This is a genomic window from Chloroflexus sp. (assembly GCF_034432675.1).
Lineage (GTDB): Bacteria > Chloroflexota > Chloroflexia > Chloroflexales > Chloroflexaceae > Chloroflexus.
In genome coordinates this window covers 1-14,116 of the sequence record NZ_DAOUBI010000160.1, presented here as the reverse complement: position 1 = coordinate 14,116, position 14,116 = coordinate 1, and the positions used below count along the sequence as shown (strand labels likewise).

The window sequence follows — 14,116 nt, the reverse complement described above, 5'->3', positions numbered from 1 at the left end:
TACGGTGTTTGCCCTGACCTACGGCGAATCGGGCACGGCAAGATGAGTATCAAGCATTGTCTTGCGATGTAGGCTGCCAGTGCCGAAGGCTTGTACGAAATGAAACAGGAAACACCGACTTCGCCCCCACTCGTCGAGGCCTACGGTGACCTCGATCACAACGCACTGCTGAAGGCGGTCTACGAGAGATATCCTGCCTATGCCAGGAAGAGCCGCCTAAAACGAAAAAGAGGAGCTACTCATGGAAAGGAATGAAGTGAATACGGCATTCGAGATCCTCCTGGAGGAGATCGAACTCGTTGCGAATCTGCTCAACGAGTCGGGGGCTGATGCTTTTCGTGCCAGGGATTATGACAAGGCCCGACAGGCCATCGAAGAAGCAACCCGGCTTGCCGATTTCCGGGAGAAAGTCAAGGCACTCCAGCGCGAATGGGCAGGTCTTGCGGCCGGTGGGCTCAAAGTACGCCAGCCAAAGCCTACGCGAACCGCCAAAGGGCGGCTTGAGCGCGGCTTGCGCACACCCGAGGAGGCGTTCCGAAGACCGATCCTCGAGGCCCTGGTGGAACTTGGCAGTAAGGCCTCCATCGGCGAAGTCCTTGAAAAGGTTGGTATCAAGATGAAGGGCGTGCTCAATGAGTACGATCGAAAATCGTTGCCGTCGGATCCGCGCTCAGTCCGCTGGAAAAACACCGCTCAGTGGTGCCGCAATTCGCTCGTTCGCGAAGGGTTGATGAAGAGCGATTCGCCTCATGGCGTGTGGGAAATATCCGATCAGGGCCGACGGTGGTTAGAAGGTGAAAGCAAGAAGTAAAGAACGGTTTGCATTTGTTCGTTACTTAGACCCTCAGAACCCAAATTCATCCAAAAAGACCTTCTACAGTAAGGCGATCCTGAATGAGCTGGACAAAGTCTACAGTGCACGGGGTGCCAGAGCGTAAGTCGACTTTGCGCCCACCCGCGCCCTGCGCCAGCTTTCCGAGTACGCCATCGGCCTGTCGCCCAACGAGCCCAACCCGGAAAAGGCGGTGAACGAGCTGGTCTCCTTCCTGCCGGTGCTGGCCTTCGACGGCGCTAAGATGGTGCAGATTGACGCGGGCGGCATTCTCTACATCGCCATGGCGGATACCTCGGCCACGCTGCTGGCCCGCAAGTGGGAGAGTGCCCTGTTGGTGAACGTGGACAACGAGACCCTGCGCCGCATCCTGGACAACCCCGAAGCGATGGCCGCCGTAGAGCGCATCGAGGGCTGGCGCAGCCTGGGCGACAACATCCTCGAGACCATCATCAACAAGAGCGAGAAGATCAAAGAACTGAAGAAAAAGGCGAAGGAAGAGGGGATCTCCAAGAGTGAGAAGAAAGCGCTCACGGACGAGGAAAAGGAGTTCAAGACTAAGCGTAAGCTGGTGCAGGAGAAGCTGATCAAGTTCGCGACGCGGATTCCCGCGTTTATGTACCTGACCGACTTTCGCGAGAACACGCTGCAAGACGTGATCACCAAGCTGGAGCCGGGCTTGTTCCTGGCCGTGACGGGCCTAACGGTAAAGGATTTCCACCTGCTGGTGCGCCTCAAGGTGTTCAACACCGAGCAGATGAACCAGGCGGTATTCGCGTTCCGGCGGTACGAAGACGCGTCGCTCCGCTACACGGGCATCGAGAGCCACCCCGGACTCACCCATTACGGGCTGTACGACACCGTGGTGGCGAGGGAGGAAGCGCCTCCCTATAAGACTGCGGGCTAACAACAGCATGCAGCGGACGGTGCTGCACGCCGCCGCTGATGCTAGGCGTTCGATCCTCCAGTGAGCAGTGCTGCGTGGCACGTGGAGAAGAACTATAGCTCCCGTCCACATTGATCACTGTCAGCGTATAGAACGCACCACTCTTCTGCTCACCGATCGGTTGCAATATAGCCGTTGCAAACTATGCACTAAGGCGTGCTACAATGAATGCGCCATTTGGCAACGTTGCACTATGGGTATAGAGTTAGCTTGTGATCACCACTCGCACATACACCTTTTCCCGCCTGGAAATCTGGTTACCGATCATCTGGTTGGCGGCGGTTATCAGTATGGCAGCGCCAGGATTGCTCTGGTGGATGACACAGTCATTGCTCCAGGTACCGTTGACCATAGTGGGTGGTTTGTTGCTCTTTACAATCCCTGGACTGGCCACATTACGCTGGCTGTACCCTGTACCACTTCTCTGGTTTGAACGGTTAGCCCTTGCTACTAGCCTCAGTTGCGTTGTCATGCCAATCCTGCTGCTGTTCAGTGAGCTAATCGGCTGGCGCTGGCACAGTGGATCGGCCTGGATTCTGCTGGCTGTGCTGGCTGTTGTAGCGTTCTGGCCACCGCAACCCTACCGATTAGCAACGTATTCGCACAGACACCTGATCGGATGGATCGTGGTGTCGCTCACTATCGCTGCTCTGGCCGTGCGCCTCTTTATAGTGCGCACGATCCCGGTGGGATTATTCGGCGACTCATACCATCACACTGTCATCACCCAGCTATTCATTGATCACGGTGGCCTGTTTCACTCGTGGCAACCATACGCACCGGCGATAACCTTTACTTACCACTATGCCTTTCACGCCATGGCCGCATGGTGGCACTGGCTCACCGGCATCTCAGCCGCCCAGGGGGTTATTCTGGTGGGGCAGGTGATGAACGGTCTGGCGGTGCCATTGCTGTATCTATTGACGGCCCGTCTGACCCATTCACGACTGACCGGTGTATGGGCTGCACTGGTCGTTGGCTTCCTCAGTTTTTATCCGGCATATTATGTCAATTGGGGACGCTACACCCAACTGGCCGGGCAGACGGTCTTGCCGGCAGCGGCCATCGCCTGGATGACGTTGGTTGACCGGGCATTGCAGCCACATCGTTCGTGGCACGACCTGCGCAATCCATTGTTCCTGGTCTGGCTAACAAATGTCGGGCTGGCCCTGAGTCATTATCGCGTAGCGGTGCTGGCAATCTGCTTCGTTATCGCCTACACCATTGTCGGCGTTGGATTGCGAACCCCGCTGCGATGGCAGATATTGCTCCGTCTGGGTGCTGTGGGTGCAATTGGTGCGCTGGGAGCGGTGTTGCTGGCCTCTCCCTGGCTATGGCGTGTACAGCAAGGCCAGATCACGCGCATGGCTTCCGCACTCCTCAATACAAGTGCTGAAACCAGTAACCCTATCGCACTCGAGACGATTGGCGCTGCATTTCATGCTGGCCTCTTTCCATTCGCCACACTGGGACTGGCAAGTCTGCTCTGGCGTCGGCAGAGTAGTGGCATCGTCCTGGCAGTATGGGCCGTCCTGGCATGGCTGGTAGCCAACCCACAACTGCTTGGGCTGAACGGGCAGGGGATGATTACGGCATTCACCGTCTTAATCGGCGCATACCTGGCAATCGCTCCGGCTGCCGGTGCCGGTTGGTTTATCCTGATGCGTAGTCTGGCACTGGTATTGCCGGCGAACTGGCAGCACAACGTTGGTACAATCATAACTGCGCAGCTTATCACAGGTCTGGCAATCCTCGGTTGGGGCACACACATGCAGGCAACCATCCTTGATCCGGCATACCAACTGGCAACACCGGCTGATCTGGCGGCAGCGCAGTGGATTAAAACCAACCTGCCGGAGGATGCGGCAATTTATGTGAATGGCTTCCCGGCTTTTGGTGGGTATGTCTATGCCGGAAATGATGGCGGTTGGTGGTTGAGTTTTCTCACCGGTCGTCGCACCAATCTGTTGCCGATGGCGGTAGGGTTTGAAGCCGTCGATCCGCCCGATACCCTACGGAATATCGCCCAACTAAACCAGTCGATCCAACAACACCCAATTGGTAGCGCGGAAGCTGCAACTGCACTCCGTGCGAACGGTTTCACGTTTCTCTACAATGGACCAGCCGCCAATCCGGCGAACGAATACCTCAATCCGGGACAGATCGATCAATCTCCCTATTATGAGGTTATCTACCGTCAGGGCGGAGTAAGCATTTGGAGGATTCGCTAGTGCGTATTGCAGTTGTGGGACCAACATATCCCTTTCGCGGTGGTATTGCCCATTACAGCACCATGTTAGTTCACTACCTCCGAGCGACAGGGCATACCACATTTTTCTACTCCTTCACCCGCCAATACCCGACCTGGCTCTTTCCGGGTCGAAGCGACCGCGATCCAAGCGCCGCACCGCTACGGGTTGAGTGCGAGTACTTGCTTGATCCGATAAATCCCTTTACCTGGTGGCGTTTGGTGCGCCGGGTGCGAGCCGATCAACCCGATCTCCTTTTGCTACAGTGGTGGGTTCCGTACTGGACGCCCAGCCTGACCGTTATTTCGAGTCTGCTTAAACGGCCACCGGCAACGAAGATTGCCATGATCTGTCACAACGTATTACCACACGACGGCGGCGGAGTGATTGATCGGCGGTTAGCGATGACGGTGCTGCGCCGGGCCGATGCCCTCATCGTACACAGTGAACCAGATCGCTACCGGGCGCGGGCCTTGCTCCCTCATGCCCGGATTGTGAAGGCATTTCTGCCCACGTATGAGCCGATCTTGACTAATGCAGCCTCTGCTGTCAATGCCGCACTGCGCCACCAGTGGCAGGTGCCTGATCGACGTCGAATATTACTCTTTTTTGGATTTGTTCGCCCATACAAAGGGTTGGAATATCTGATTCAAGCTCTGGCTGAGGTTCGGCAACAGCTCGATGTTCATTTACTTGTCGTGGGTGAAATCTGGGGATCGCCGGCATACTATCAGCGCTACGCAGCCGAGTTTGGGGTGACTGAGGCAATAACATTCGTTGATCGCTATGTATCAAACGAAGAACTGCCGGCAATTTTCAGTACGGCCGATGTTGTTGTTTTACCTTACGTCTCGGCCACCCAAAGTGCGGTTGTCCAGCTTGCGTTTGGTTTTGGCAAACCGGTGATTACGACCAATGTTGGTGGACTACCAGAAGTTGTGCAAGATGGAGTTACCGGCCTGATTGTGCCGCCACAGGATGCACATGCCCTCGCCCAGGCCATTGTGCACTATTTTCAAGATAATCTGGCACCGTGCCTCACGGCTAATGTACAGGCTTCAGCTACCGAACGGGCCGAGTCCTGGTCACGGTTGGTGTCAATCATTACCGATCTGGCACACGAACTGAACCAAAGATAGATGTTTCTTGCAGAATATATGAATATATTCGCATATATCCGTCAGCAACAGGGGAAATTGCCTGCCAAACGGCGGATCGTTTTTCTCTTACCAATGGGCATCGAGCGTCCTTCCGGGAGGCGTTATCTCAACATTGCGCACGGTCTGGTTCAGCAAGGGTTTCAGGTGCGCATCCTGGCCCTCCATCCTGATCTCGCCAGTTGTTCCCAACGCCGGTTTGTCATTGATGGTGTTGAGGTCTGGTATGTCGGACAGATGCACGCACGCAAGGTCGGTAGCACACCGGTACGATTTACTCCCCTTGAACTACTCTTTGTGCTGCTCTCATCAACACTTGGCATGATGTGGGGGGTGCTGTGCTCGCCGGCAGAGTGGTATCATCTGGGAAAACCACAACCGATCAACGGTATGGCGGCAATGCTTGCAGTATATCTCTGGCGGCGACAGCCATTTCTTGTCGATTGCGACGATGACGAGGTAACGGCCAACCGCTTTACGGCACGCTGGCAACGGGCCGTCTTTGCTTTTTGGCAGTGGCTGTTACCGCGCCTAGCCGCTGGCATTACCGTCAATACCCGCTATCTGGCAGATCAAATGGCCCGACTGCAACGCCCCTACGTCATTGTGCCCAACGGTGTAACCCGTGACTTTTCCCCGCCACCACAACCGATCCGCACAGCGCTCAGGCAGGCTTTGAGACTACCCGCAGGGCCGGTGATTGCTTATGCAGGAACCATAGCTCTCCACAACCATCCAGTTGATCTTCTATTGCAGGCATTCGCTCAGATCGTCGTCCAGTATCCAACGGCACGATTACTGATCATCGGTGGCGGTGAGGATTTGCCGGTTATCCAACACTATGTATCACAACAACCCTGGCACAAACAGGTTCTTTTTACCGGTCATGTTTCACATCAGACGGTACGCGCTTTACTGGCATTAGCCGATCTCAGTGTTGATCCAGTTTACGATGATACCGTAGCACGTGCTCGCTGGCCACTCAAGATCGCGGAAAGTCTGGCTTTGGGTGTGCCGGTGGTGACCGGCGATGTTGGAGATCGCGCCGAAATTCTGGGGTACGGTACAGCCGGGATCGTGGTACCGCCTGGTGATGCCACAGCACTGGCCACAGGCATTACAGAACTACTAGCCGACCCGGTACGCCTGACAGCAATGGCCGCCGCAGCTCAGGTGCAGGCGAAGCAGTATGACTGGGAGTTGCTATCAAAGCGTTGGGCAACGATTTATGAGTTAGTGTCGTACCCCTCGTAGTCAGAACAGATTCTATGCCTACGCTTATATCAGGTTTGTTACTCTGCTCTCCATCACTATCGTTGGGATGAAAGTGAACGGTGCAGCGAATGCTGCACCAACTTACTACTGGCCCGGAATAAAGATCATGTACAGGGCACGATACTCGCTCAATATACCCTGAGAACGACTATCCCCGATGAAATAGATGTTGGTGTCGAGGAGGACAGCATCGGCAGAGATATTCGCTTCCGCCGGCAGCGGAGTACGGTTCCAGACATCAGCTACAATGTCGTAAGTCAACCCCTCACGCCGCTCGCTATCGAAGATCAGCAGCGTACTAACCAGCCCAACCACTGCGGGATGACCAATCGCTTGTGGTAGTGGAGCTACTGCCACCCAGCGGCGATTCGGGTCATTTCCCGGTTCGAGACGATGGCTATCGCGCAGCGGCCCCTGTTCACCCTCGCCACCAATAACAAAGAGGCGGCCAGCAGCAACCGCAACCCCCGCATCACGCCGGGGTTGCGGCAGTGCGGGTGCCATCTCCCAACGCTCACGAACCGGATCGTAGATAAAGACCTCGCTTCGTATTGTGGTACCGTCCCATCCACCAATCAAATAGAGCTGGCCTTCCCAGGCCGTGAGTGCATAGCGACTGCGCGGAGCCGGCAAGGGAGGCCCAGAGTACCAGTTTTGTTCACGGGGATTGTAGATCTCGAGCCGATCAAGGACGGTACCATTACTATCCTCGCCTCCCGGCACGTAAATCAGGCCACGTAGCGTAACGGCTCGCGCATAACTCACAGCGGTAGGCTTATCGGTCAATCGCACCCAACGGTCAATCTCAGGATCGTAGCGATCAACGGCAGCACTGACAACGCCGTTGCGCTGTCCACCAATGACGTACAATCTGCGTTCAAGATCGTAGCCGGTCAGCGCGAAGTGATCGCGAGGTTCGTTCAACGGCTGACGCAGAAACCAGCGCTGCTGAGCATCGCTGATCGGTGACGAGGTTGGCGCAGCGGTCACCGGCATCGTGCCGACTCGTGCATTGATGACCAGGATTGCTACCGCAATAACGATAACGACAATCCCACCAATCAGCCACGGGAGCAATTGTGCCAAAGTCGTCTTTGTTACAGGTGATGCAGGCGAGGATGCGGTGATAGTGACAGGCTCCTTAACCGGGGTTGAAGGTGCAATGTCTGCCGGTTCTGGCGTAGTTGGCGGTTCGGTATTGAGAGCGAGCGGTTCAGTCGACTCAACAATCGGCGCTGCCGCATCAGATACGGTGGGAGCAGTTACCGCCGTTAACTCATCACTTTGTGCGGTTGCTTTTGCAACCTCCGCTTCGTCGACAGCAGTCTGGTTGGTCTCGCTAACGGTCACAATCCCATTGCGAATGGCATAAACGGTTGCCTCGGTGCGCGATTCAACACCGATCTTCGCGAAGATATTGCGCAGATGAACTTTGACCGTGTTGACGCTAATGTTCAACGCAATCGCAATCTGCTGATTTGTGGCACCCGTGGCAACGAGACGGAGGATCTCGCGCTCACGCTCACTGATCTGAGATTCATTCGTCATATGGCGACATACCAGAACGTAACTACTTCACGTTGATCATAACACATACCTGAAAGCGCTATGTAAAGGTCAGACACCCGAAAGATGAATATGACACCTCTCATCCTACACACAAGCCATCATTGATTACTTGCGCTTATGATACAGATGACATGTGACAGTGAACAAGAGCTTCCCGTATAATACACGTAGTCATCCCAACCTCTTAAGCATCGTCTATGATGATACGCCGATTGCGACTTGCTATCCTCGTCTTGTATGCCACACTGAGTTTGCACATAATTCAGTGGGTCTGGTCATCTCCAACCTATGCCCAATCAGGTCTTTCACTTGAAGTATTTACGCCATTCGCCGGTCAGTACGTCGTGGGTGAATGGTTACCGGTACGAGTAACCCTGCGCAACGCCGGTACTACGATTACAGCAACCATCACCGGTAGCCCGACAGACGATCGGGCGCAATACGCTCGTGTTATCCGCATCCCAACCGGTGGACAGGAAACAATCTGGCTTTACATCTGGATCCGTCAACCGGCTCGTGCTGTCACCATTACAGTGTCTGCCAATAATGTAATCCTGGCTCAGCAAGAGCTACCGCTTCTCTTACGTCCAACTAATCGGATGCGGGCTGTGCTAGGCGAATCACCGGTCAGTAACGACCTTTTTGTTACCGGTAGCCTGCAAGTAGCAGATCTTCCTGATCACGTACTCGGTCTGAGTAATCTCAGTGTATTGGCTCTTTTTACATTGAGTGAACCGTTGTCACCCTCGCAACAGTCGGCATTGCTAGGATGGGTACACAATGGTGGTCACCTTATTATCGGTGGTGGTCCGGATGCCATTACGCTACAAACCAATCTACCATCGACATTGCAGGCGGCACAGATTGCCGGAGTGACCGCACTTGATCGGCAACCACTAGCCGATCTTGCCGAAGTGGAACTGCCCAACCCCTTGATCGGTCTCAAGCTACAACCGGTTAATGGTGCCTACACGATTGGCAATCCGACAGCACCACCCTGGATCGAATATCCGGTCGGTCACGGACGGATCACCCAACTTGCATTTTCGCCAGATAGCCTGAACACCTGGGCCGGACGTGACCTATTCTGGTCGGCCTTAGCCCAACCGGTACTGCTGGCCCAAACAACCATTGGCAGTAGTGCTCAGCTTACCAGCCGCCAGGTTGAGGCGTTGCGTCCGGCATTAAGTATTCTGCCGGCTATTGACATCCCGGTTTTCGGTCAGATTTTCCTGGCCCTCACCATTTACGCTCTGGTTGTCATCCCATTCCTGGTCGGCATATGGTGGTGGCGTCACCGCGTTCTGCCGGTGACAATCCTGTTTCTAGTAGCGATCATTAGCAGTGGGAGTGGTCTCTGGTGGGCCAATGCCAACGCTGCGCCGGCCTATACATCGTTACGCCTGACCCTGATCAAACAAATTGACAATCGACAGGCGCTTGCCAATAGTGCGCTGGTGATGCTATCGGCAATGCCACGGACTGAGACGGTATCATTTACAAGTCCGGCTTTTCTGCGACCACTGAGTACCGACGCTGACCCCAACGGTGATGCAATGGTACTGAATAATCCCCTGTTTCAGGAGACAACGCAGATTGCGGTGCAACTGGCACCGTGGGAACGGCAAAGCCTGCTGGTATCCATGGTGATTCCAGCGCTGCCAATTCAGGCAGCGCTGGTCATTGATCAAGAGCGCTTACGAGTCGATCTGCAAAACGACAGTTCAGTGACGCTGCGCGAAACCTACATTATGTATGGAGACCAATTAATCTTCTTCGGTACTCTGCGGCCTGGTGCCCGTTCGGTAGCCCGTTGGCCGGCCGTTTTCGCCGAAGCACCGGTAAACGCTGCCCCCGGACAGCTTATTGTCAATGATTTACGCGAAAACGGGTTGCTACCGAATCGCAACATCGAACAGCTTGCCCTTCTGCGAACAACATTCATCGATGCAGCAGTCAGACCGGTGTCGGAACGGTTTGACCCAGGACCTTTTCTCATCGCGTGGCTCGAACGCGATCCGACCACATTAACCAGATCCGATGGTTGGAGTGAAACTTTACTGGTGATGCGCCCCCGTATTGTCGGTCAGGGACAGTTGACTTTGCCCGTGGGCTGGCTGCGGATTGATCCACAGAACACACAAGCAACCGGTTGTGCGAATGATAATGGCATCCTGATGAGCAATGCTACCGGTGACGTACATCTTCGGCTACCCGCCGATCTGGCTCAATTACAGGCAGAAACGATTCAGGTGCAAGTGAAAACGATTGACCCACTTACAGATCGCCAACTTGTCATTCAGGCTTATAACTGGCAGACTGCGAACTGGAGTCCAGTAACGGCTACCGATCCGACTCGTTTTACTATCGCGTCGGCGGCTGCCTACCTGCGCAATGGTGAATTGCGCTTACGTTTCAGCAATTCTTTCGATCAACCAACGTGCATTATTGTCACCGGTGGGGTGCAGGGAGTTGTGCCGTGATAGCAGCATTCCAGACAGCATGGCTGCAACTCGTTCAAAGTCGGCGGGTGGGTATATATGCGACCGTTACCGTATTCGCGATGTGGCTGACCATGCTCGGATCTATCCAGCTCGCGAATATCGGCGTCAACATCGAGTTACCCCTACGCAACGCGCAAGTTGGTCGTCTCCTTGCTACCAGTCTCTGTCTGGTTTTACAGGGTTGGTTGCTCGCGATCACCCCATCACTTGCATTACGCCTGTATCCAATATTTGCGCAATCGACACCCATATCACCAGTGCAACTGCTGGCTCGCATACTGGCGTTGTGGGGAATGATGTTGATCATCATCGTTATTGCCGTGCCTTTCCTCAGCATCTTGCCTCTATTTGGGAGTCTGAGTCTGGCCGAGATGATCTGGGTGCTGATCGTGATCGTAGTAACGAGTCTCCTGCTTTGTACGATATGTATCTGTTGGCTTACCCTGGCCCGAACACCACCGGCAGGTTTGGTTGCGACATACGGTACGATTCTGGCCTGGTTGATCGTGCCAATCCTGCTGATTGCCACTAACGCTGTCCCTCCTGCTTCGGCACGGGTGATCGCTGCCTTCAACCCATTGACTGCCCTGGTCGCACCGTTAGCACCAGCCTTCCCGCTCGATGGGCCGATTGCAGATAACCTGGATATGCTGCTCCAGATCACTCACGGCGTTATCGAGCGAACTGTACCACTACACCAACCTTATCTGGCCGGTAGCGGTCTTGTGGGATGGCTGATCTTTGGTCTGACCAGTTTTCTTGCTCGCTCTCTGCCTCGTCGCTGGCAACGCTTCGATACGCTCTGGCTAATTGGGCTGGTGGTCTATCTGCTGGTCATGTTTTTGGAGCCTGAATGGTGGAGCGCAGCGTTGCGTTGAATTGTCAGGAGGAGGGAGAAAATAGGGTGGAGGAGGGAGAAAATAGGGTGATAGAAGAGAGAAAATAGAGTGGAGAAGAGAGAAAATAGACGGATGGGTTCGTAGGGGCGGGTTTGGAACCCGCCCCTACGTAGCCCGCCCCTGCGATCTTGAGTATATCCTCAATCACAATGCGTCGTTGTCGTGGTTCAGAACCCGCCCTACGAACGGGTGCATGTGCCGGTTCACCCTGCCATACGAGGGATGTGGTAAACGAGGGGAGAAAGGGTACGTCCGGGATCGCGTACCATACATTTTGTATGTTTCAGATTTGATATTATCCCATCGCGAAGACGGACTCTCAATTCGCTCTACTCCAGCCGCAACACCGTGTCTTGCATGACAGGAGAGAAGCGACAATCACTCGGAAGTATATTCCTTGCCGGATTGCTCGCTTACCCTCACATGGCATCTGATCATCGGATTACTCGATAAATAACAATACCATCATGGGCAAAAACCGTTTCATAACCCGGCTGTCCGGCAAACAGTTCAGGACGCAATGGTCCCTTTGGTGAGGTGTAGATATAATCAATCCGCTCGGCAGCTATCAGACTCGCTATATCAACCGCTTGCCCGTTACCGAGGTCGATGATGTGCTGACTGCGTTGTTGTGTGGTCTGGACATCCTCCGCTACACCGTAGACGAAGAGTACCGGTGGTGTACTCGTCCAGCGTCCGGTGAGGGGCAAGATCCACCACCCCCCATCCGTTCCCCGTGCCACACCGGGCAACCAGAGCGCAGCGTTGATCAAAAATCGGGCTGTGGGAGGTGTCTGTTCGGCGATCCAGTCCAGGGCAACCCGATCGGCTGCGGTTGCCAGGACTGTCACCGGGTTCACAATCGTGCGTTGTTGATACGCTCCCCACAGCGTACACCCCAGCAGCAGCGCGATAGCTGCCATCTGCGTCCAACGACGCTGCGGCCAGATCAGGGCAACGCTACCACCGATGAGATTGCTGATTGGTAAAAACAGGCTGATCGCTGTAATGTCAACCGGCAGTAGCCAGAGAAAGGGCAGGCGTACCGTCAAGGGGTTTATGGCCAGCAACAGCATCCCGATGCCACCCACAAACCATACGTGCTGCATAACGGCGTACAAGATTAACACCAGACCGATGGGCGGCGCCAGATAACTGATCAACCAGGGGTTTGACAACACAACCAGCACTCCTACCCAAAGCACCATCACCGCAACAGCCCGTTGCCGATAAAACACTCCTATGGAGCCACCAAATAACGCTAGCGCGACCAGCCACTCGTTCGGTCCGATCCACATCAGACTGTCGCTCAGTTGAACATACGAACCACCACTCGTCAGACTACGCGCACCGGTTGCTGCCGGTAGCAAGATCTGCCGCACCAGTACGAACCACCATGGCCCGGCAAGGATCAGTGCTACCAGGCCGGCTCCCATCGCCTCGACCAGCCGGCTAACGATTGCCGGGCGTGTCTGGTGTAATGCCCAGACAGTGCTCTGCACAGCAATGAGCGCACCGCCAAACACAAACATGCGCATATGCACCAGGCATAACCCGGTGATGATTAACATGTTCAGAAAAAGCCAGCCTAGACGTTCACGACGCGGTTCTGCGTCTAACCATTGCTGCCAGCATATTGCCAGCGCGACAATCTGTAATAACCCACTTAACTGTGTATACCGACCCCACGAGACGTAGTATGCCGGCATCCACGAAATACAGCCCACGATTGCGGCAGCAATCACTGCTGCCAGCGGTCGCCGCCAGACCAGGAGCGCCAGTGCCGCAGCAGATAACCCTTGTAACCAGTTGAGTAATTGCCCGCTCCACAAGATCATTGCCGGCAGGTCACTCCCGCCGAGATGCCAGGCTGCCGCGATCAGCACGTGGTAGCCCCAGTGATATGGCATGTCGGTGACCGGTAGATATGGGGTCAGTGCCCAGGGTACCCGTCCGGTTTCGGCAGCAACCCGCACCATCAGGGCATGATGTACCGAGTCGACCCAGGCCGGAAATGCCAGATCGGCAATCTGCACCGCCCGCAACCAGGCACTGATCGCCAGTACACTCAGCAACAACCAGCCTATTACCGATGATCGCACCTGAACCGGGGCCAGATCACGCCAGGCATCGTACAGCGCAACAACGGCCAGCAGGATCGCCACACTTATCAGCAGCCCTAACGGTATCGCCAACCCGACTACCGTCACCCACAGATAGAGCAGCGGCACAAGGCTCAAACCCAGGCCATTCCAGATAGCAATACGCAGAAACCAGTGCGGACGTTCTCCGGGCATCCGACGTTCGAGCAGATACCCCGGTACTATCAACCAGAAGCCGGTTGCTAGTATTACCCTGGCGGCTGGAACAAAGCCTGCCACCAGCGCTGCTATCAACATACCAATCAACCAGAGTTGACCGGTAGAACAGCGGGCAAGCAGGCTGGCCGGTGAGGTGATACTTATCCGCATAGCTGTTCCTGGTGAACGATGTGGCTGGCTCGAATCAGATCGTACTACACGCGGAAACCTGGATTCCGTCCTTCAAAATAGTAACACAGACACCATACCACCGGGTATGAGGTCATCCGTGTGTATCCGCCGCATCCGCGAGTATCCGTGGTCATCACACACGGGACACGGATAGACGCGGATTGGGCTGATAAACGCGGATAGTTCATCAGCA

At 55.0% G+C, this 14,116-nt stretch carries 8 protein-coding genes and 1 pseudogene; 7 read left to right on the top strand and 2 right to left on the bottom strand.

Annotation, left to right across the window (positions count from 1 at the left end):
- The first annotated feature begins 241 nt into the window (after positions 1 to 241).
- The 5 genes and pseudogenes from VAE55_RS12040 to VAE55_RS12020 all read left to right on the top strand — a co-directional run bounded on the left by VAE55_RS12040 (position 242) and on the right by VAE55_RS12020 (position 6,438).
- Entirely contained in the window at positions 242 to 811 is a 570-nt protein-coding gene (locus VAE55_RS12040; RefSeq protein ID WP_322816026.1) for a winged helix-turn-helix domain-containing protein, read from the top strand.
- A 130-nt stretch (positions 812 to 941) separates the two neighbouring features.
- Positions 942 to 1,739: pseudogene (locus tag VAE55_RS12035) on the top strand (restriction endonuclease); the annotation flags it as partial.
- Positions 1,740 to 1,990: 251 nt separating this feature from the next.
- Positions 1,991 to 4,009 (top strand): hypothetical protein, encoded by a 2,019-nt coding sequence (locus VAE55_RS12030; RefSeq protein WP_322816024.1) that lies wholly within the window; start codon positions 1,991 to 1,993, stop codon positions 4,007 to 4,009.
- Positions 4,009 to 5,166 (top strand): glycosyltransferase, encoded by a 1,158-nt coding sequence (locus VAE55_RS12025; RefSeq protein WP_322816023.1) that lies wholly within the window; start codon positions 4,009 to 4,011, stop codon positions 5,164 to 5,166. The genes VAE55_RS12030 and VAE55_RS12025 overlap by 1 nt, the downstream gene beginning before the upstream one ends.
- Positions 5,167 to 5,184: 18 nt before the next feature.
- Entirely contained in the window at positions 5,185 to 6,438 is a 1,254-nt protein-coding gene (locus VAE55_RS12020; RefSeq protein WP_322816022.1) for a glycosyltransferase, read from the top strand.
- A 105-nt stretch (positions 6,439 to 6,543) separates the two neighbouring features.
- On the opposite strand, the gene VAE55_RS12015 is transcribed toward VAE55_RS12020, so the two are convergent.
- Entirely contained in the window at positions 6,544 to 8,007 is a 1,464-nt protein-coding gene (locus VAE55_RS12015) for a LuxR C-terminal-related transcriptional regulator (RefSeq protein WP_322816021.1), read from the bottom strand.
- A 218-nt stretch (positions 8,008 to 8,225) separates the two neighbouring features.
- Here VAE55_RS12015 and VAE55_RS12010 point away from each other — a divergent pair, with 218 nt between their 5' ends.
- A complete protein-coding gene (locus tag VAE55_RS12010) occupies positions 8,226 to 10,511 on the top strand; it encodes a hypothetical protein (RefSeq protein WP_322816020.1) in 2,286 nt (761 codons plus the stop codon).
- 92 nt (positions 10,512 to 10,603) lie between these two features.
- A complete protein-coding gene (locus tag VAE55_RS12005; protein WP_322816019.1) occupies positions 10,604 to 11,410 on the top strand; it encodes a hypothetical protein in 807 nt (268 codons plus the stop codon).
- Positions 11,411 to 11,865: 455 nt separating this feature from the next.
- Here the strand turns inward: VAE55_RS12005 and VAE55_RS12000 are convergent, their stop codons facing one another.
- Entirely contained in the window at positions 11,866 to 13,902 is a 2,037-nt protein-coding gene (locus VAE55_RS12000; protein WP_322816018.1) for a hypothetical protein, read from the bottom strand.
- Between the last annotated feature and the right edge of the window lie 214 nt (positions 13,903 to 14,116).

Coding starts and splice junctions, on each gene's coding strand:
- VAE55_RS12005 (WP_322816019.1), top strand. CDS start 10,604: ATGCTCGGATCTATCCAGCTCGCGAATATCGGCGTCAACATCGAGTTA.
- VAE55_RS12000 (WP_322816018.1), bottom strand. CDS start 13,902: ATGCGGATAAGTATCACCTCACCGGCCAGCCTGCTTGCCCGCTGTTCT.
- VAE55_RS12040 (WP_322816026.1), top strand. CDS start 242: ATGGAAAGGAATGAAGTGAATACGGCATTCGAGATCCTCCTGGAGGAG.
- VAE55_RS12015 (WP_322816021.1), bottom strand. CDS start 8,007: ATGACGAATGAATCTCAGATCAGTGAGCGTGAGCGCGAGATCCTCCGT.
- VAE55_RS12010 (WP_322816020.1), top strand. CDS start 8,226: ATGATGATACGCCGATTGCGACTTGCTATCCTCGTCTTGTATGCCACA.
- VAE55_RS12020 (WP_322816022.1), top strand. CDS start 5,185: ATGAATATATTCGCATATATCCGTCAGCAACAGGGGAAATTGCCTGCC.